Origin of the sequence: Bacillus sp. FMQ74 (assembly GCF_001875785.1) — a bacterium.
GTDB classification, from domain to species: Bacteria; Bacillota; Bacilli; order Bacillales; family Bacillaceae; genus Bacillus; species Bacillus stercoris.
Map to the genome: position 1 here is coordinate 252,231 of NZ_MOEO01000003.1, position 19,741 is coordinate 271,971.

The 19,741-nt window shown below is 44.5% G+C and carries 20 protein-coding genes and 2 riboswitches; of the genes, 13 read left to right on the forward strand and 7 right to left on the reverse strand.

The features are described 5' to 3' along the window. Positions 1-28 precede the first annotated feature (28 nt). Positions 29-1,882 (reverse strand): LTA synthase family protein, encoded by a 1,854-nt coding sequence (locus BLL41_RS08090; protein WP_071577448.1) that lies wholly within the window; start codon positions 1,880-1,882, stop codon positions 29-31. A 99-nt stretch (positions 1,883-1,981) separates the two neighbouring features. Continuing rightward, positions 1,982-2,464, reverse strand: coding sequence for a metal-dependent hydrolase (locus BLL41_RS08095; protein WP_014665369.1), 483 nt, complete (start codon positions 2,462-2,464; stop codon positions 1,982-1,984). A gap of 166 nt (positions 2,465-2,630) precedes the next feature. Between BLL41_RS08095 and sspJ the strand changes: the two genes are divergently transcribed. Together sspJ and BLL41_RS08110 are read left to right on the forward strand one after the other, a co-directional pair. Beyond that, a complete protein-coding gene (gene sspJ, locus BLL41_RS08100) occupies positions 2,631-2,771 on the forward strand; it encodes a small acid-soluble spore protein SspJ (protein WP_003221612.1) in 141 nt (46 codons plus the stop codon). 116 nt (positions 2,772-2,887) lie between these two features. Next, positions 2,888-3,067: riboswitch (Lysine riboswitch) on the forward strand. A 103-nt stretch (positions 3,068-3,170) separates the two neighbouring features. Next, positions 3,171-4,580: an amino acid permease gene (locus BLL41_RS08110; RefSeq protein WP_071577449.1), complete on the forward strand. Its 1,410-nt coding sequence runs from the start codon at positions 3,171-3,173 to the stop codon at positions 4,578-4,580. A 199-nt stretch (positions 4,581-4,779) separates the two neighbouring features. Here the strand turns inward: BLL41_RS08110 and BLL41_RS08115 are convergent, their stop codons facing one another. Beyond that, the gene (locus BLL41_RS08115; RefSeq protein WP_071577450.1) at positions 4,780-5,727 is read right to left on the reverse strand and encodes an iron-hydroxamate ABC transporter substrate-binding protein; all 948 of its coding nucleotides are present in this window, start codon (positions 5,725-5,727) and stop codon (positions 4,780-4,782) included. Between the two features lie 193 nt (positions 5,728-5,920). Between BLL41_RS08115 and BLL41_RS08120 the strand changes: the two genes are divergently transcribed. The 6 genes from BLL41_RS08120 (at position 5,921) to BLL41_RS08145 (ending at position 12,060) form a co-directional block, all read left to right on the forward strand. After that, positions 5,921-6,967, forward strand: coding sequence for a FecCD family ABC transporter permease (locus BLL41_RS08120; RefSeq protein ID WP_071577571.1), 1,047 nt, complete (start codon positions 5,921-5,923; stop codon positions 6,965-6,967). Next, the gene (locus BLL41_RS08125) at positions 6,967-7,977 is read left to right on the forward strand and encodes a FecCD family ABC transporter permease (RefSeq protein WP_071577451.1); all 1,011 of its coding nucleotides are present in this window, start codon (positions 6,967-6,969) and stop codon (positions 7,975-7,977) included. Before BLL41_RS08120 ends, BLL41_RS08125 begins: the two co-directional genes overlap by 1 nt. Positions 7,978-7,992: 15 nt before the next feature. Beyond that, positions 7,993-8,790 (forward strand): ABC transporter ATP-binding protein, encoded by a 798-nt coding sequence (locus tag BLL41_RS08130; protein ID WP_071577452.1) that lies wholly within the window; start codon positions 7,993-7,995, stop codon positions 8,788-8,790. A gap of 181 nt (positions 8,791-8,971) precedes the next feature. After that, complete coding sequence (locus BLL41_RS08135) at positions 8,972-10,165, forward strand: efflux RND transporter periplasmic adaptor subunit (protein WP_071577453.1); 1,194 nt, start codon at positions 8,972-8,974, stop codon at positions 10,163-10,165. Next, positions 10,149-10,838 carry an ABC transporter ATP-binding protein gene (locus BLL41_RS08140; RefSeq protein WP_014480848.1) on the forward strand — a complete coding sequence of 230 codons (690 nt, stop codon included), beginning with the start codon at positions 10,149-10,151 and terminating at the stop codon, positions 10,836-10,838. The genes BLL41_RS08135 and BLL41_RS08140 overlap by 17 nt, the downstream gene beginning before the upstream one ends. After that, on the forward strand, positions 10,831-12,060 hold the full coding sequence (locus BLL41_RS08145) for an ABC transporter permease (RefSeq protein ID WP_071577454.1): 1,230 nt from the start codon (positions 10,831-10,833) through the stop codon (positions 12,058-12,060). The genes BLL41_RS08140 and BLL41_RS08145 overlap by 8 nt, the downstream gene beginning before the upstream one ends. Positions 12,061-12,093: 33 nt before the next feature. Here the strand turns inward: BLL41_RS08145 and BLL41_RS08150 are convergent, their stop codons facing one another. The 3 genes from BLL41_RS08150 to BLL41_RS08160 form a co-directional block, all read right to left on the reverse strand. After that, positions 12,094-12,504, reverse strand: a complete 411-nt coding sequence (locus BLL41_RS08150; protein ID WP_071577455.1) for a regulatory YrvL family protein — start codon at positions 12,502-12,504, stop codon at positions 12,094-12,096. 61 nt (positions 12,505-12,565) lie between these two features. Continuing rightward, positions 12,566-13,723 carry an oxalate decarboxylase gene (gene oxdC, locus BLL41_RS08155; RefSeq protein ID WP_071577456.1) on the reverse strand — a complete coding sequence of 386 codons (1,158 nt, stop codon included), beginning with the start codon at positions 13,721-13,723 and terminating at the stop codon, positions 12,566-12,568. A 120-nt stretch (positions 13,724-13,843) separates the two neighbouring features. Beyond that, on the reverse strand, positions 13,844-13,996 hold the full coding sequence (locus tag BLL41_RS08160; protein WP_003244090.1) for a YvrJ family protein: 153 nt from the start codon (positions 13,994-13,996) through the stop codon (positions 13,844-13,846). A 201-nt stretch (positions 13,997-14,197) separates the two neighbouring features. Between BLL41_RS08160 and sigO the strand changes: the two genes are divergently transcribed. From sigO to BLL41_RS08185, 5 genes are all read left to right on the forward strand, one after another. Continuing rightward, complete coding sequence (gene sigO / locus BLL41_RS08165; protein WP_083427972.1) at positions 14,198-14,728, forward strand: RNA polymerase sigma factor SigO; 531 nt, start codon at positions 14,198-14,200, stop codon at positions 14,726-14,728. A 3-nt stretch (positions 14,729-14,731) separates the two neighbouring features. Next, positions 14,732-14,971 (forward strand): sigma-O factor regulator RsoA, encoded by a 240-nt coding sequence (rsoA, locus tag BLL41_RS08170; RefSeq protein WP_021480583.1) that lies wholly within the window; start codon positions 14,732-14,734, stop codon positions 14,969-14,971. Positions 14,972-15,122: 151 nt separating this feature from the next. Beyond that, positions 15,123-15,836 carry a two-component system response regulator YvrH gene (gene yvrH / locus BLL41_RS08175; protein ID WP_083427973.1) on the forward strand — a complete coding sequence of 238 codons (714 nt, stop codon included), beginning with the start codon at positions 15,123-15,125 and terminating at the stop codon, positions 15,834-15,836. Further along, a complete protein-coding gene (gene yvrG, locus BLL41_RS08180; protein WP_071577458.1) occupies positions 15,833-17,575 on the forward strand; it encodes a two-component system sensor histidine kinase YvrG in 1,743 nt (580 codons plus the stop codon). Before yvrH ends, yvrG begins: the two co-directional genes overlap by 4 nt. Positions 17,576-17,646: 71 nt before the next feature. After that, positions 17,647-18,525 carry an SMP-30/gluconolactonase/LRE family protein gene (locus BLL41_RS08185; RefSeq protein ID WP_071577459.1) on the forward strand — a complete coding sequence of 293 codons (879 nt, stop codon included), beginning with the start codon at positions 17,647-17,649 and terminating at the stop codon, positions 18,523-18,525. Between the two features lie 36 nt (positions 18,526-18,561). Here the strand turns inward: BLL41_RS08185 and BLL41_RS08190 are convergent, their stop codons facing one another. Further along, positions 18,562-19,353 (reverse strand): SDR family NAD(P)-dependent oxidoreductase, encoded by a 792-nt coding sequence (locus BLL41_RS08190; protein WP_071577460.1) that lies wholly within the window; start codon positions 19,351-19,353, stop codon positions 18,562-18,564. Positions 19,354-19,507: 154 nt separating this feature from the next. Further along, a riboswitch (cobalamin riboswitch) is annotated at positions 19,508-19,645 on the forward strand. The last annotated feature ends 96 nt before the right edge of the window (positions 19,646-19,741 follow it).

Sequence of the window (19,741 nt, forward strand, 5' to 3'; positions counted from 1 at the left end):
AAAATCCCTCTTTAATAGAGGGATTTTTTCATTCGGAAAACCTGAGCAGGTCACCATTTAAAATTTTATCAGAGAGAGACAGTTCTTCGTTTGCTTTCTCCTTATAAGGGAGGCACGCATCCTGATCTTCCAGTATTTCACCTGTTTTTTGGCTGTAGCACGTGTTCTTCGTGTATATAAAATCGTTCGTAATAAAGCTTCCGTTTCGCAGAACGGCGAATGGTGTGCGATCGCCTGACAGCAAATCATTGCCGAATTGAATATCGCCTTTTGTGTCAACGCCGAGTAAATGCATCAGTGTCGGTCTGACGTCGACTTGTCCGCCAACATCAGAGATGGTTTCCGGTTGTTGATCGGTGATTCCCGGGATATGTATGATAAACGGCACCCGCTGGAGCTGAACATTGTCATACGGCGTGATTTCGTCTTTTCCTAAAAACTCCGCCAATGCCTCGTTATGGGCTTCTGAAATGCCGTAATGATCTCCCATAAATACAATCAGCGAATTTTCGTATAAGCCTTCGTCCTTCAGCTTTTTGATAAAATGCTTTAATGCCTCATCCTCATAGCGCACTGTTGTCACATAACGGTTTAGCAGGGCGCTGCTCGAATCGTATTCATCAATCAGCTGATCCTCTTTATCAATCTCAAACGGAAAATGATTCGTTAACGTGATGAAACTGCTGAAGAATGGCTGCGGCAGACTTTGCAGCTTTTCGGCGGACTGCTCTAAAAATTCCTTATCCTTTAAGCCCCAGCTTGTCGATGTTCCGGGAGTGACATGGAAGTCATCTACATCAAAAAAGCGGTCAATGCCAAATGTATCGTACATGACATCTCTGTTCCAAAATGTTTTATGATTGGCATGAAAGGCTGCTGAATAATAATCATGCTGTTTCAGCGATTTGTACATCGTATGAAATTGATGGTCGCTTTTCGTGAAAAAGACGGCGCCGCTAAGGGAAGGATACAGCGAGTTAGCAACGATGAATTCTGAATCAGATGTTTTCCCTTGTTCTGTTTGCTGATAGAAATGATCAAAGTAATAGCTTTTTTTAATGAGATCATTCATAAATGGGGTAATTTCTTTTCCATTGACTTTTTCATTCAGAACAAAGCTTTGGGTCGACTCAAGTGTTATAAAGATGACATTGCGCCCCTTTGCCAGTCCGAATTTGCTTTGATCAGGCTTGCTGTAATCAGCCTCTGTGTAATTTTTAATGGCAGTTATGCTGTCTTCATCGGCAAATGCCTTCGCGCTTATATTAACAGTCTGAGAAATCGTATCGTATATATGGAACTGAAACAGGCCGATGCTTTTGACGAGCATTTCCCGGTCAAAGGAATGTGCCAAAAGCTTCGGCTGCTGTACTTCTGCAAGTGCCAGCGTGCATAAAATCATGCCGCAGGAAGCTGCAAAGTACCGTTTGATCGTGCGGGGAGCGGCTTTTGTCTGCGGCTGTTTCGTTTTTCTAGCGAGCAGCAGCAGACAAGCCAAATCCGCAAACAGGGCAATAAACAGAGGATGGAACAGTTCTTTTACACTGCTGCCCATATCGCTCATGTTGCTGGCCTGAAATAAAACCGGAATGGTAATAAAATCGATATAAAAGCCGTAAAAAATCGTATTGGAGATCAAGATGACAGTCAGAACCAAATTGGCAATCAGCAAAAAGACCCGTTGCTTGTTTCCGTTCAGAAGCAGGCCGATCCCGAATAAAGGAAGGATAAAGCTGAGCGGATTGATCAGCAAAATCAGCTCTTCCAACAGAGTATCGATCTGCAAATCAAAGCCGAGTTTATATATCACATACGTTTTGATCCACATAAACAAGATCGAAAAACATAAAAACCGCTGATTGTGAAAAAAGGTTCCTTTCATCAATATGACTCCTCACGTTTTCTTGATCATCTGCATGAAATGCTTCTTAAGTAAAACCTACTAAAAACAGCTGGTTCAGACAAGTCTCAGCACTCGCGTTTACAACATGCGCCCATGAAACAGCATATAAAAGTAGTAACATGAAGCAAGGGTCAGGCCCGCTAGCACGAGCTGCTCAGAAAAACTGCCTGTCTTCATATATAATGGAAGCCGCACGCGGATCGTTGAAGGGAATAGTAATTTGATTCCGTTCACCGTCCAAGCGTCAAGAATCAAGTGGCTCGCCATTCCGATCATCAAGCCGGCTGAGATGTTTTTATCTGGAATATATGTAGAAGTGATAAAAAACATGATGAGCATAAACAGCAGGCTGTGTGTAAAGGTACGGTGGCCAAAAACGGAGCTGACCACTTTCGATAAAATAGGGAATTTTCTCCCGATTTTGCTTTGCGTGTGGCAGATATCGGGAATCAATGCCCCAACCGCGCCTGACGCAGCCATAAGCACTGGATCAAATCCATAATAATAAGCCGCCGCCGTACAAGAAGCGATGCCTCCCATGATGTGTGTTTTTCCTGTCATTTGCCGCTTCTCCTTTTATCTTTTGCAAAAAATCTCTGAATTACAAATATATCAAGAGAATGTATGTTTGATCAACAGGACTTTGTACGATAAAAAATATCCCGCATAATTTTTCAGGAAAAAGGCATCTTAAACATGTACCTATTTTTTAAAAGAGGTGATACGAATGGGTTTCTTTAATAAAGATAAAGGAAAACGTTCCGAAAAAGAAAAAAACGTAATCCAAGGAGCTCTTGAAGATGCTGGTTCAGCTCTAAAAGATGATCCGCTTCAAGAGGCTGTGCAAAAAAAGAAAAATAATCGATAACCACATGCGGATAGGGCTTGGCTCTATCCGTATTTTCCATCTGTTCCCTTTGACAGATCATCCTTTCTTTGATAACCTTCTGGGAGTAACTGAATAATTAAATCCTCACTCTTTCTCAGTGAGGTAGAGGTTGCGCGGATGATGAGTCACACATGCCAGGCTGACAGGGGCTGTTAAACATGTGTAAAAGGCATCAGCGCCGAAGTGTGGAGAAAGCCGATCCTTCTCTATGCTGGGACTGTATCTGAATAAGTGCAGGACTGCCGCGTGCTTTTTCGCGGAGGGCTATCCGGAGATCAAGGGTGTGTGTTTCTTTAAGCATGGACTTTTGTTCAGGCTTTTTTTGCGTTTATATGATCTCGGGGTCTGGTCCGTACAAAGAATCATGGAGGTACTGGAATGGAACAGACAAAAAAATGGGGTTTTTGGTTATTAACGGCGTTTGTCGTTGGAAATATGGTTGGATCAGGAATTTTCTCCCTGCCGAGCTCGCTTGCTTCAATCGCAAGTCCGTTTGGCGCTACGTCCGCCTGGCTTTTGACAGGTGCCGGCGTGCTGATGATTGCGCTTGTGTTCGGGCACTTGTCTATTCGCAAGCCTGAACTGACAGCGGGACCGCAAAGTTATGCTAGAGCGTTGTTTTCCGATCCGAAGAAAGGCAACGCTGCCGGTTTCACAATGGTGTGGGGCTACTGGGTGGCGAGCTGGATCAGCAACGTGGCGATCATCACAAGTCTCGCCGGTTACTTGACTTCGTTCTTCCCGATCTTGGTTGACAAACGTGAGATGTTTTCGATCGGCGGGCAAGAGGTGACACTCGGCCAATTGCTGACGTTTGCCGTATGTACGATCTTGTTATGGGGAACGCACACGATTCTTGTTGCCAGCATTAACGGAGCAAGTAAATTGAACTTTGTCACAACGCTTTCTAAAGTATTAGGTTTTGTCTTCTTTATCGTTGCCGGTTTGTTTGTGTTTCAAACGACATTATTCGGTCATTTTTATTTCCCGGTTCAAGGAGAAAACGGCACAAGCATTGGAATTGGCGGCCAGGTTCATAACGCCGCGATTTCTACACTGTGGGCGTTTGTCGGAATTGAATCCGCGGTGATCCTGTCCGGCCGTGCGCGTTCTCAGCGTGATGTGAAACGTGCGACGATTACCGGCTTGCTGATTGCTTTGAGCATTTATATTATAGTGACTTTAATTACGATGGGTGTTCTGCCGCATGATAAGCTTGTCGGCTCTGAAAAACCATTTGTTGATGTACTCTATGCGATTGTTGGAAACGCGGGAAGCGTGATTATGGCGCTTTTGGCTATCCTTTGTTTATTCGGAACGATGCTCGGCTGGATTTTGCTTGGCTCTGAGGTGCCATACCAAGCCGCTAAAGCAGGAGATTTCCCGGCATTTTTTGCAAAAACGAATAAAAAGGGAAGCCCGGTCATTGCACTCATTATTACAAACGTCATGTCACAGGTCTTCATTTTCTCCGTTATTTCCCGGACAATAAGTGACGCATTTACATTTTTAACGACAGCGGCGACACTCGCATATTTAATTCCGTATCTGGTATCAGCAATCTACAGCTTGAAGCTTGTCATCAAAGGTGAAACGTATGACCAGCTGAAAGGCTCTCGTGTAAGAGACGGATTGATCGCGATACTGGCGTGTGCATACTCTGTGTTTGTTATTGTAACAGGCACAGCAGATTTAACGACATTTATTCTTGGCATTGGTTTATTCTTTGTCGGCTTGATTGTTTATCCATTTGTGAGTAAAAAGTTCCAGAGAGAAAAACAAGCATAATGAAAAGACACCTGATTTGTTTTGTCAGGTGTCTTTTTTTATAAAAAAGAATTTCTACTGTTCGTTAACATAGTTCACAGGAAAGCTGGAATCAAAAAATTAAGTGGCAATCGAATATGCAACTTCCTGAAAATATCCGATCAAATTGAACGATCCTTATAAATGAGACAAAAGAGCCGCGGGCAGGCGGCTCTTTTGTTTATTTAGTCAAGCTTTCCGTAATAAACTTCAGCTGTCCTTCTAATGAAATCGGGTCAGAGAAATAGAATCCGATCGGGTCCATCTTGTAGACATGGCCATTTTTAACGGCGTTAAGGTTCTTCCAAATGGAGCTGTCAAAAACGCCGCCATCATCACCGCCTGATTGCCATGGGCCCGCGAAAATATAATCTCCTGCGAAGTCAGGGAGTTTTTCTAATGAGATACTTGTATAACCAGGTCCCTGGTCAATGGCTTTTTCTTTTGTCAGCTTTGTCGCCTGCAGGCCGAGGTCTTTGTAAATGATGCTTCCGCCTCTTCCAAAGTCTTTACCGAATACGTAAATGTCTTTTCCGTTCGTTTGCATAATGGAAATGGTTTTGTCACCGACCGCTTTTTTGATTTTTGTTTTAGCTGCCGCAACTTTTTTATCCCACTCGGCCAGCCATTTTTCAGCTTTATCTTCAGTTCCAGTCATTTTTGCAAATTCTTTCAGCTGTTCGATGTTGTCGAGCTTATCGTATTTTACTGCGACAGTCGGCGCGATTTTTTCAAGCTTTTTAATATCAGCACCCTGTGTTGTCCAGACGATAATCAGGTCAGGGTTTAAATCAATGACCTTTTCAACCGAAGTGCCGTCTCCGATGTTTTCGACGCCGGCTGTTTTTCCTTTGTAGTAAGGGTTTTTAAATACGTTCTCAGGTGCACCGACAACGTTGATGCCAAGTGTTTTGAAGTAGCCGTAGTAGCCGTCAGCCATGACAACCACCCGTTTAGGATGCTTCGGGATTTTTACATTTCCGTTTTCAGCCTTGTATGTAAAGGTTTCTGCGTCTTTTGAATCAGAGGCAGAGCCTTTGCTTTCTGAGTTATTCCCGCAGGCTGCCAGAGCTGCAATCAATAACAGGGCAAAAAACGCGGCTCCGAGTTTCTTGTATTTATGGGTCATATCTCATACCTTCTTTCTAAAAAAAAGATGAAAAAGAGAATCATTATCATCTGTGATTATACCATTGCAAGTGCCGGTTGACACGATATTTTTGCAAATGTATTTTCATTTTTGTTCAAAATCAGCTGAAAAAAGTGATATACTGAAACAGCAATTGATAATCATTATCAGTATCAGAAAGGAAGTACGGCAGTTGAGTCAACATAAAAATATACAGACTGCATCAGAAGAAATCCAATGGACGTCAAGGACATGTGGCGCGGTTATCGTCCTTATTGCAGGTCTATGCCTGCTTTGCCTTGGCGCACTTTTATCCATATCCCTCGGTGCAGCGGATATTCATTTGCGCACTGTATGGGACGCCATTTTTCATTATCAGCCGACAAAGACATCTCACCAAATTATACATGATCTTCGGCTGCCGAGAACGGCTGCTGCCGCACTTGTAGGCGCATTGTTAGCAGTGTCGGGAGCGATCATGCAGGGGATGACGAGAAACCCTTTGGCAGAACCTTCGATTATGGGTGTGACATCAGGCTCTGCGTTTGCTGTTTCGATTGCGTTTGCCTTTTTTCCCGGACTTTCTGCTATGGGGCTTGTGCTATTGTCCTTTGCGGGAGCGGGACTGGGTGCATCGACGGTAATGGGCATCGGCATGTTTTCAAGGGGCGGACTTACGCCTGTAAAGCTTGCTCTGGCGGGTACGGCAGTTACTTATTTCTTTACCGGCATTTCAACTGCCATTGCAATCCGCTTTGATGTCGCTCAGGATATCAGCTTTTGGTATGCGGGCGGGGTAGCGGGTGTGAAATGGTCAGGGGTCCAGCTTTTGCTTATTGCAGGGGCTGTCGGTTTAACGCTGGCGTTTTTCATCGCCCGGTCTGTGACAGTGTTAAGTCTTGGTGACGATCTGGCAAAAGGGCTAGGACAATATACATCAGCGGTAAAGCTGGTTGGTATGCTTATCGTAGTGATTTTGACCGGAGCTGCGGTTTCCATAGCCGGCACCATCGCATTTATCGGGCTGATCATTCCGCATATTACCCGATTTTTGGTTGGTGTGGATTATCGGTGGATCATTCCCTGCTCGGCGGTGCTTGGTGCTGTCTTGCTTGTTTTTGCTGACATAGCGGCCAGACTCGTAAACGCACCCTTTGAAACGCCTGTCGGCGCACTGACTTCTCTCATCGGCGTTCCCTTTTTCTTTTATTTGGCACGTCGTGAAAGGAGAGGGCTGTAATGAAAACAACAACAAGAAAACCGCTCGCAGTAATGGCTGTGACCCTTATGCTCATCGTGGTGGTCTTTTTTATCAGTCTCAATTTGGGTGTTATCAAAATTGCACCGCTTAAAACGCTTCAGGTCTTTTTCGGCCAAGGGACAGCGCGTGATGAACTTGTCTTATTTGAGTTCAGGCTGCCCCGGATCATCCTTTCTTTGCTTGTTGGAGCAGGAATCGCCGTTGCTGGCGCCATTTTGCAAAGCGTGTCTCAAAATGATCTTGCTGAACCTGGTATTCTCGGAATTAACGCCGGCGGCTCACTTGCCGTTGTGCTTTTTATATACTTTTTTCAAGGATCAGCTTCAGATCTCAGCTTTTTCGGAACATTTATGCTGCCGTTCAGTGCTTTGGCAGGAGCAATCCTCGCTGCGTTTCTCATTTATCTTCTGGCATGGAAAAAGGGCGTCACACCGATTCGGCTGATTTTAGTCGGCATAGGGGTAAATGCCGGATTCAACGCCCTGTTGCTGATTTTTCAGCTCAAGATGGACCCTCATGATTTTATGCAAGCCGCGGTTTGGATATCCGGCTCAATATGGGGAGCGAACTGGAATATGATCTGGGCGATCCTTCCTTGGATTGTGATCTTGCTACCGTTTACTTTATATAAGGCACGCTATTTGAACATATTGCAGCTAGGAGACCAATTAGCCACCGGACTGGGCACTGCTGTTGAAAGGGAGAGGCGGATTCTCCTTCTGGCAGCGGTCACTCTTGCCGCTTCATGCGTGGCAGCTGCGGGAGGCATCGCGTTTCTCGGATTGATCGCGCCTCATGTGGCTAGAAGGCTGACCGGTCCGCGTCACCAGACGCTGATACCGGTCTCCGCTCTCATCGGCGCATTCCTGTTTTTGCTCGCTGATACGATGGCGAGAAATGTATTGGCACCATCAGAAATTCCGGTCGGACTTGTCATTTCCGTGCTAGGTGCGCCTTACTTTATTTATTTATTGATGAAAGCGAATTAGAGGAGGGGGCCGAATATGAATTCATTATCAACGGAACAGCTTGGAATCGGTTATGGCGACAGGGTGATTGTAGAGGATTTAAATATAGCGATTCCTAAAGGGAAAATTACCACCTTAATTGGCCCGAACGGCTGCGGGAAATCAACGATTTTAAAAACAATGTCCAGAATTATGCGTTCGCATGCAGGTGCCGTCTATTTAAACGGCAAAGCGATTCATAAAATGTCTACAAAGGACATTGCAAAAGATATGGCGATTCTGCCACAGACACCTGAAGCGCCGAGCGGCCTAACGGTGCACGAATTGGTGTCGTACGGCAGGTTTCCGCATCAATCAGGATTCGGCAGAATAAATGACGAAGACCGCCGGATTATCAAATGGGCGCTTGAAGAAACAGGAATGGCTGAATATGCTGAACGGCCGATTGAGGCATTGTCAGGCGGACAGCGTCAACGCGTGTGGATTGCCATGGCGCTTGCGCAAGGGACGGAACTGCTGCTGCTGGATGAACCTACGACGTATCTTGATCTTGCACATCAGCTTGAAATTCTGCAGCTGCTTGACAGACTCAACAAAGAGCAGGGGCGGACGATTTTAATGGTCATTCATGACCTTAACCACGCAGCTCGTTTTTCCCATTATATGATCGCGCTCAAAAAAGGCACGGTCATCAAGGAAGGAACTGCACTGGAGGTCATGACACCGGACATTTTGAAGCAGGTATTTCAGATTGATGCCGAAATCGTGACTGATCCCCGTACAAATAAACCTGTATGCTTGACCTATGACTTGATTAAAAATGAAAAAGAGTAGTTACTGTATGAAAAAATCCCGGTTCGAAGCCGGGATTTTTTTTATTCGGCTTTGAAAATACAATTTTTCTATTTGATTTCGTCATTTCAATAAAAAGATTGCAAGTCTTTTTGAATTAATAGATAATATTGGTTAGAATGTTTCGAAAATATTACATAGTTTACAGAAAGAGGAGATCGTTGTGTCAAAGAAGAAAAAATGGCTTATTGGCGGTGCGATATGTGCCGGTGTGCTTGTATTGGCTGGGATCGGCGCCGGCGGTTTTTACTTTTTTACTCACATGAACCAAGTTGCCGTATCATCGGAGCCCTATGCTGAATCGGTAGCGGTATACATGGGAGGAGATTCAGAATCAGGCCAAACGTTTTCTGGAAAGGTTGAACCTGAGAAACAGCAGAAAGTATACATAGATTCAGAAAAAGGCAGTATTAAAAAAACATACGTCAAAGAAGGCGATCAGGTTAAAAAGGGCGATAAGCTTTTTGAGTATGAGGGCGAGGATCACTCTGATGAAATTGAGCAAGCCAATTTGCAAATCGAAATGACAACTTTGCAAATCAGCCGTTTGCAAAAATCAATAACAGAAACGGAAAAGAAGCTGAAAGCTGCAGGAAAAGAAGAGAAAGCCCAGCTTCAAGATGAAATTGACCAAGCCAATTTCGATTTGAAAACAAGCCAGCTTGAACTGAAGCAGCATCAAAAAGAACTGGCTGGCCTGACGAAAAACAAAGGTTCCAATGTCATTACAAGCAAGCATGACGGAATCGTTCAAAGCGTCAATCAGGATATCGCTGACGGGGCAACAGGCGACCAGGCAACAGGCCCGTATATCCAGATTGTTTCGACGGGCAAATATCTAGTCAAAAGCCAAATCAATGAGCTGTTAATGGACTCGATCAAAAAAGGCAGCAAAGTCAGGGTTACGCTGAAAACAGGCGGTGAGGGCGAGTGGAAAGGAAAGGTCACCTCGATTGGCAAGCTTCCAGCGGGAGCAGGCGAGGGTGAAGAATCAGAAAGCTTTGCTGATGAAGAAATGAATCCTCAGTCCTCTAACTATCCTTTCACCATTTTATTAGACAGCCATAAAGGTCTTGAAGTCGGCTATCATGTCAACATCGAAGTGGTGAGTGATGATGCTGATGCGGATACGATCAAGCTGCCGTCCGACATGGTCATTCAGGATGACGGCGAACCGTACGTGTGGAAAGCTGATGAGAAGCAGAAAGCGGTTAAGCAGCCTGTTGAAATCGGCGAGACTGATGAAAATAACATGGTGGAAATTAAGAGCGGTCTGACGCCGGAAGATTATGTGATCTACCCTGATCCCGCGGTCAAGGAAGGAAAGCAGGTTACAGTCAATGCTGACACTGAATAATATTTCGAAATCGTACAAGCTGGGAAAAGAAGAAGTTCCAATCTTGAAACATATCAATCTGACCGTCCAGGCAGGGGAGTTTTTGGCTATTATGGGGCCTTCGGGTTCTGGAAAGTCAACGTTAATGAATATTATCGGCTGTTTGGACAGGCCAACCTCAGGAACCTATACGCTTGATCAGATAGATATATTGAAAGGGAAAGACGGAGCTTTAGCCGAAATTCGCAACGAATCAATCGGGTTTGTGTTTCAAACTTTTCATTTACTGCCGCGTCTCACCGCGCTGCAAAATGTCGAGCTGCCGATGATTTACAATAAAGTGAAGAAAAAAGAGAGAAGGCAACGGGCATATGAAGCGCTGGAAAAGGTCGGATTAAAAGACAGGGTCTCCTACAAACCTCCTAAGCTGTCAGGCGGTCAAAAGCAGCGGGTGGCGATAGCGAGAGCCCTTGTCAATCAGCCGAGGTTTATTTTAGCTGATGAACCGACCGGGGCGCTTGATACCAAATCAAGTGAACAAATTTTGTCACTGTTTTCCGAACTTCATCGGGAAGGCAAGACCATTATTATGATAACCCACGACCCGGACGTCGCCAAAAAAGCTGACAGAACCGTTTTTATCAGAGACGGAGAGTTGGTATTAGATGAGAGAGGGGATATCAGCCATGCTTGAGCATATTCGAATCTCCTTTCAATCCATTTTCTCTCATAAATTAAGATCCATTCTGACAATGCTCGGCGTGATTATCGGCATAGCGTCAATCATTGCGATTGTTTCGATGCTGAAGGGCCAAAGTGAGCAATTAAAGCAAAGTATGATCGGCATGGGAAACAACGCGATCAACGTTGTCTACCAGCCGTCGGGCGGTGAAGAGGAGGGCGGCGGCCCTCAGGTTTCGTATACGTCCGCGCCGCCTGTAGCGGAAGAAACAGTAAAGGCGATCAAATCTGATCCTATTGTCAAAGGATTATCCTTATATTACATGTCAGAAGGCGCGAGCGTTTTTCATTTAACAAACGTTTCGTATCCCCAAGTATACGGAGTGGACGATGATTACTTCGATATGTTCCCAATCCGAATAACCGAAGGGAGAAAGCTGACGGAAAACGAATTAAACAGCACACACCAAGTGGTGATGATCAATGAAGCTGTCAGAGATGAACTGTTTCCAGACGGAGACGCTCTGCATAAAAGCATTGAAATGAATGGTGTGCCGTTTAAGGTCGTCGGTGTTTTTAAAGAAAAAAATCAGCAGGAAAGCATGTTTGAAGGCGACTACGCGAACCCGGTTTTGTATGTGCCGAAAAAAGTGTGGCCGCTTATTGAAGGGTTTGATGCGCCTACGCAGATTGCCGTGCAGGCTGACTCTTCTGAGCATATCCAAGAAGCGGGTGTAATGGCTGCGGATCTTTTAAATCAGGGACTGTCAGAAGCTGAGTTGGAGAAAGCAGAGTACAGTGTAATGGATCTCCAAGAGATCGCGCAGGAAGTAGAGTCCTTTAATCAGTCATTTGCATTGTTGCTTGGCGGAATCGCCAGTATTTCACTTTTGGTGGGCGGTATCGGCGTCATGAACATTATGCTCGTTTCCGTAACGGAGCGCACGAGGGAAATCGGGATTAAGAAAGCGCTCGGTGCTAAGCGGCGTGTAATACTATTTCAATTTTTAACTGAGGCTGTTGTGCTGACAAGCATTGGCGGAATACTCGGTGTGCTGGCGGGCTTCGGCATCGCTAAGCTGCTGACGGTCGTTTTTCCGATGCCTTTTATCGTCTCTGTTCCAGCTGTTGTCGGAGCACTCATCTTTTCAATGGCAGTCGGCATTATCTTCGGCTTGCTTCCGTCCATCAAGGCATCTAAGCTTCAGCCTGTAGACGCGCTACGCTATGAATAAAAAGAACGCATCCAATTGGAATGCGTTCTTTTTTTAGCTGGGAAGTGCTGAGTTGCATTTGTCTAAAATCAGAAATACGGCTGCGATGATCATTTCTTCAGTGGTAGACAGCCAGATGTCGCTGATCATTTCGTCTGTTGTATGAGCAGTCATCCATAAAAACATAAGCTGGACGATGCCTGCCAGGAGAATGAGTAAGCGTTTGTCTGTCTTGAAAAATGTAAAACTATGTATCATCAGGCGTTCAAATGGTTCTAGGAATAGCCCAAGGATAAGAAATAACACAGCAAAAAGCAGGACATGAGCTGCTGAGCGGTAGCTCGTTCCCGCTAAGGAAAATAATATATAGATGACAGCAAAATAGGTCAACACCACTGCTGCTGCGGCCAGCAAGTATTTGATGGAGAGCCGCAATAAGCGTTTTGAAGACGTTTGATGTTTCACAGGTTCAGCTCCTTATAAAGGGCTTGCAGAGAACGAGTGCTCTCTGCAAGCTGTAAGTCTATTATTTACTGCATTTCTTTTTTACAACTGGGTGCTTTTCTTTTGAAAGCAAATCAGTAAAATCTTTGCCTAAGTCAAGGTGAGCTTGAACAAATGTTTCAGGAAGCATGGCAAGCCATTGGTTTAAAGATACATCGGCATAATGGTCGTCTTTGAAGATTTCTAAAAAGACAAGCGGTTCATCCCCAATGTTTTCAACGTAATGACCCATTGCAAATGGTACATATCCGACATCACCGGCTTGGTAGTTAAACGTTCTGGCATGGCCGTCAGATGCAAAGACGGTCATTCTTGCTTTACCGGAGATGTAGTATTGCCATTCGTGTGTATTCGGATGCCAGTGCAGCTCTCTCATGGCGCCGGGTTCTACTGTTACGAGCGCTGATGCGATGGTTTTAGACACTTTGAAGTTTGTCGAATCTGCAATGTATACTTTTCCTCCCTCAGATTCAATCGGCTCTTGTTCAAGAAGGCGGTAAGTAAATGGATAAGGAACTTCGCCGTTTGGCCCTTCCACAATGTCATCTTTTAAGCTGCCAGGGAGTTGGTTTTCAAATATATATTTTTCTTTGCCTGGCAAATTAGCAATCTCTTCTTCTGTCACGCCGAAGTTCGCAGCAATCACTTCTTTTGGAGTGTGGGCAAGCCAATCTGTCAGCTGGAACGTGCTGTTTTCAGAGAATGATCCATCGTCAAACACAAGCAGGAACTCAGCCCCCTCATCCAGCGCTTGGATAGAGTGCGGCAGGCCTGACGGGAAGTACCAAAGGTCACCTTCACTTACATCATCAATAAAGCTGCGCCCTTTTTCATCTACAATTGTGACTCTTGCGCTTCCGTAAATCATATAAGCCCATTCTGCTTCTTTATGCCAGTGCAGCTCGCGAATGGCGCCTGGTTTCAGCCGCATATTTACAGATGCAAGGTTTTCTGAAATCGGCAGTTCACGTACTGTCACTTCACGGGCATATCCGCCTTTTTCTAATCGGTTATGAGTATCAGAGAACGAAAATTTCATATTGCTGACGGTGCCATGATCGGTTTCAGGCGGAACAAGCATATCAGGGTTTTGCCGATCTCTTTCAATATTACGTGGGATTTTTACCGTTGCTCCTTTGTCTCCTCTAATTGGCTGCGGAATGTCATTTTGTTTTTTCATGAAATGTTTCCTCCTTACATTTAATTGTGATAGCAGAAAGAGAAGGTGAAAGGCCTTTCGTTTTCCCTTCTGTTTTGTTAAGTGAAAAAAATCAGCGAAAAGTCAACTTTGATTGAAAAATTATTTTTTTGCATGATCTTTCAGTTCTGTCATTAGTTCTATTAGTTGATCAAACTTCTTTTCGAATCGGGTCAGCAGGTACATTGCAATCAGCGCGGGAAACCCCAAATTGCCGATTTGTTTTACGACTTCCTCTATAAAAACTTGATCCATAGGAAAATACCTCCCTTCTTTTTCTGCAGTCATGTATGTAAGTGAAGGAAATCCGATAAAACGTAAACTGCTGCAAAGTATTTTGGAAGACACTAGTCGGAAAGTAGTAGTTTACTTTTTTTTGCTTTCCTTCATTTAATTTAGTAGGGAGGCGGTTTGATGGACTATCAAAGTCTTTTACGGTCAAAATGTAAGGAGATAATGAAGCATCCCATCGTGAAGCATTTTTTGAGCAATCCTCAGCATTACCGTTTGTTCAAAAACGTAATGGAAAGCCCTAACGAAAAAGATGCAAAATCATTGGACGAGCTATTTAAGCAGTTTTATAAAGAAATCCGCATCGTCAAGTATATGAATTCAATGATTCGCATCTTTTCTATTGATTTTGATAAGCGGGTTCGCAAAAATCAAAAACGGTATCCACTGATGGTTGATCATCCGGAGGCAGGAGATCGACTTCCTTCCGAAACAGGAAGCGATGCATTTGAAGAATTTTTAGACCGGCAGGATGATTTGAGCCAGCATGTTCAGGATTATCAGCTCTACCAAGCGATTCAGAATCTGACTGACAAACAAAAAAGCGTGCTGACGAAAGTGTATCTTCACGGTGCCACGATGCAGGAGATTGCAGATTCATTAGGGGAGTCCCGACAAAACATTTCCAACATTCATAAAAAGGGGCTGGAGAATATCAGAAAGCAGCTAGCGGCGCAAAAAAAGGGGGAAAAGTAAGCTGTGAACGGCCAGTTTGAACAAAAAAAGAAACAAAAAGACGAGACTTATGACATTGAGCACCTGATAGCATGCTTTTCACCGATGATCAGAAAAAAACTCAGCAATACGTCTTATCAAGAAAGAGAAGATTTAGAGCAAGAGCTGAAGATCAAAATGTTTGAAAAGGCTGATATGCTTTTGTGTCAGGATGTCCCGGGATTTTGGGAGTTTATTTTGTACATGGTAGATGAGAACTCATAATATTTTAGATATGAAAAAACATCAAAAGGGAGCGCTTGTTTGCTCCTTTTTTGCTGTTTTGATTTGCCAGCCCCAATGTATTCAAAAATGTACCATAAATAAACGATATAATGATAAGATGAAAAAAACAGTGACAGAAAGGAACATAAAAGTGGAAAATGCGTCAATTTTAATCGTAGACGATGAGAAAGCGATTGTGGACATGATCAAGCGCGTTCTCGAAAAAGAAGGTTATCGAAATATACTGGATGCGGCAAGCGCAGAAGAAGCGATTCCTGTTGTGAAGGCCAATAAGGTTGACTTAATAGTGCTGGATGTCATGATGGGCGGAATGTCCGGTTTTGAAGCCTGCACGCTGATCAGGGAGTATTCAGACGCTCCGATTTTTTTCCTGACGGCAAGGTCATCCGACGCGGACAAATTATCGGGCTTTGCGGTCGGAGCTGATGACTATATCACAAAACCATTTAATCCGCTGGAATTAGCGGCGCGGATCAGAGCGCATCTCAAGCGTACATATCAATCGAAAGAAACGAGTTTAAATCAAACCTACACATATGATTATTTTACTTTTTCTCCGCAAAATGCCGAGCTGATCGTAGGCGGGGAAGCCGTTGCTTGTTCAGCTCAGCTTCTGCAGCTTTTGCAGTATTTTTGTGAACACCCTAACGTGGTGCTCTCCAAGGATCAAATATATGAAAAAGTATGGGGCTACCCTTCCTATGGTGACAACAACACCGTCATGGTTCATATTCGCAAGCTTAGGGAGAAGATTGAGCGCGATCCGAGCAATCCAGAGTATATTGTAACCGTTCGAGGTCTCGGCTATCGTTTTATCCCAAATCCTGAAGGCAAGCGGTCATGAGGTTAAGATGGAAGTTTTTGTTTCACTTTTTCGGGCAGATGCTGATTGTGATCCTGCTGCTTACGGTGATGCTTGTTGCGTCGTTTTTCTATTTAGACGCTCGTTTTAGCGATGCGGAATCCAATTCAGGGCTGACGAAGGCGACGACCGACACACTTGAGGCATATCTCGATGTAAACGAAGACGGGACATGGGAAGTGGATAATTTCCTGAAGAAATCTGTTGATAAACAGCACGGCTGGATGCAAATCATTGATTCGGAAGGAAACACTGTTTATTCCTACAGCGTGCCAAAAGACGTGCCGGGCACTTATACCAAGAAAGAGCTTTTGTCTATTTATAAAATCAAAAAGCTTCATAACTATAAACTGAATTATTGGGCCATCAATATTGAAGATAAGTCGTATCTTCTATTGTCCGGCTGGAAATCAAAGAGTGAACAGCTCCTGACTTCCGTTGAAAAACGTGAACAAAAGATAGACGCTCTAGCGCACTATAAGTCCAGCACCATCGACTATATTAAGCAGAAAAAAGGCGCCATTTACCTGTTAGACAGCAATGGAAACATTCTCGACAGCATCAACAGCACAAAAAGCGAAAGAAAAACGATGAACCAGCTGGAGCTGCTGAAATACAGCTCTAAACCTTGGAACTATAAGCGGGAAATTTCCGTTAAGATCCTCAATAAAGACAGATGGATGGTCGCTACGGTGCCGAACCCTGTCTATGTAACCGATCAGGAGTTTAACAAATCGTTCCTGAAGGTTGTATTAAAAGCGATGTTTCTTGTTATGGCCGTTTTGTTCATGTATATCATTTGGATGACCGTTTGGTATATGTTCCGATTCGGGCTGCCGATTTTTCACACGATTAGATGGCTGGTCAATCTGTCAAAAGGGAAGCTTGAGGAGCCTAGAAACCGGGAAGGCCGTCCTGTCAGCAAAAATAAAAAGGGAAAAATCAAACAGCCGTACCGCTTCTTCGGTGAGATATTTGAATCAATGGATCAGCTGACTGAAACGCTGAGAAGGGATAAAAGAAACAGAGAAAAAATCCAGGCGACAAGGGAAGAATGGATCGCCGGTTTGTCACATGACTTAAAAACACCGCTCAGCAGCATTTACGGCTACAGCATGATGCTCGAGTCGAAGCAGTATGACTGGTCGCCGGAAGAAGTGAAAGAAATGGGACAGGTTGTCAGAGAAAAATCTGAATACATGTCCAAGCTGATTGAAGACTTAAATTTAACATATCGGCTGAAAAATGATGCTCTTCCTATTGAGAGAAAGCTTACTAGCCTTATCCCGTTTTTTAAAAATGTCATTGAGGATTTTAAGAAAAATCCGTTTTCTGAAGGATATGATATCTCGTTTGTATCCAAAGAAGAGCATATTGAATTTGCCCTTGATGAAGCGTGGTTCAGGCGCATATTAGAAAACCTCCTTGGGAATGCCGTGAAGCACAACGGCAAAGGAACAGAGATTCAAGTCATTCTGGAACAAACAAAAAATCATATTTCTTTAAAGGTGAAGGACAATGGGAAAGGAATGGATGAAGAAACCATTACCCATTTGTTTAACCGTTACTACAGAGGGACGAACACAAAAGATTCAACTGCCGGAACGGGTCTCGGGCTTGCGATTGCCAAGGAGCTTGTCCATCTGCATAACGGAACGATCCATGTGAACAGCAGAATGGACATTGGGACGGTCATTACCATCCTTTTTAAAAAACAATAAACATCATGTGGTTTGGACACCTCTTTGCCGGGAATAACAATATATAGACTGAAGCTAAAGAGGTGTAACACATGGATGCAGTATTGGAAGCAGACACTCGGGCAGTGATTGGAGAAGGCCCGTTATGGGATGAAGAAAACGGCCGCTTATATTGGGTTGATATCCTGGGGAGCGAGCTCCACATCTTTGACCCTGAAGAAAAAATCAACCGATCGATCAAATTCAAATCCTTTGTGACAGCGCTTGCGAAATATTCAAAGGATGAACTGATAATGACGATGAAGGATGGGTTTTACCTGTATCATCTTCGGGATGACAGCCTGGAAAAAATTAAACAGCCGAAGGACATGCATGAGAGCCTGCGATTTAATGATGCTAAATGTGACCCGTACGGAAGGCTTTGGGCGGGGACGACGAGCATGGAAGGCGAGCAAAAACAAGCGTCGCTGTACCGTTTGAATCTAGACGGCAGTCTTGTCAAAATCAAAGATCAAGTCTCTACCTCAAATGGTTTGGATTGGGATCGCGAGCGGAATTTGATGTATTACATCGACACGCCGACGCAGGAGATCGTGTGCTACAGCTATGACCCTCAAAGCGGAGATGTTTCAAATCCAGAACCTGTCTATCGTTTTAACCAATCAGAAGGATTGCCGGACGGCATGACAATCGACCAAAATGGCATGCTGTGGGTGGCGCTGTTTGGGGGCAGCCGCGTTGTTCACATTGACCCGTTTCAGAAAAAGGAAATCAATTCAATCAGCGTGCCGGCTAAGTATGTCACCTGCTGCGCGTTCGGCGGCAGAGACTTAAAAACCCTTTACATTACAACTGCAACGGAACAAATGACAGAGAAAGAAAGATACGAGCAGCCTCACGCTGGAGGGTTGTTTTCAGCACAACTGGAAACAGGCGGATATCAGCCGGTACCATTTGCTGGAGACGTATAAAAAAACGCATCCGATAGACGGATGCGTTTTTGCATGTTACAGAGAACGGATAATGCCGCCTTCCACACGCTGTGCCGTGCCGTTAATGGCGGAGGCGGCGTCAGACGCGAGGAATACGATTGTGTTGGCGACTTCTTCTGCTGTCGCGTACCGCTGAATAAGCGAAGTCGGCTCATTGACCTTGAAATAATCTTTGATAAATGTATCTGTATCCTGGCCGGCTGCTTGTGCGGCGCCCTCCATATAGGAGGCCACGCCCTCTGTCCAAGTAGGCCCCGGAAGCACTGAGTTGACCGTCACATTCGTGCCTTTTGTCATTTCAGCCATTCCTCTTGAAAGGCTGATCAGCGCCGTTTTTGTCATTGAGTATGGAATCATCGTTGGCAGCGGTTTGATGCCTGCTTCACTTGCAATATTTAAAATGCGGCCGCTGTTTTTAGCAAGCATTTTTGGAAGGAAGTGACGGCTTGTCCGAACGGCGCTCATCACGTTCACTTCGAAATATTGATTCCACTCTTCATCTGTCACATCGGCAAAGTCTTTTACTTCGAAGAAACCGAGGTTGTTGACAAGGATATCGATATCACCAATTTCATTTACTTTTTCAATAAAAGCCGCTGCTTCATCTGTCTTTGACAAATCGGCAGCCGCACCGTGCACTGTTCCGTATCCAGAAAGCTCTTCAACCGTGCGATCGACAGTCTCCTGTTTGCGTCCGTTGACAATGACTGCCGCACCCTCTTGCAGAAAGCTTTTTGCGGCGGCTTTCCCGATACCGGACGTCGAGCCGGTGATTAAGACGAGTTTGTCTTTTAGCTGTAAATCCATAAGAATCATTCCTTTTGATTGATGATGGTATTAAGTATACAAGATCAAATTTAGTGTTTACGAGGATTTTGCTTCCATGCATAATACGGGGAAAAGTCATTCAGGACGCATATACAAGCCTGTCAGTCATATAGTATAATTACTCCGAAAAAAGGATACCAATGTCAAATAGGTGCCGGTCCGTGGATAACAGCCGGCTTAATAGGGAAACCGGTAAAAGCCGGTGCGGTCCCGCCACTGTAATTGGCCAAGCGCCAAGAGCCAGGATACCTGCCTGTTTGATCAGCACGAATTCTGCGAGGACAGATGATGTGTAAACAATAGGCTTTTTTGTGTTGTTTACAGCATCTTTACCGTCGTAGAGATGCTTTTTTAGTTCGTTTAGGAG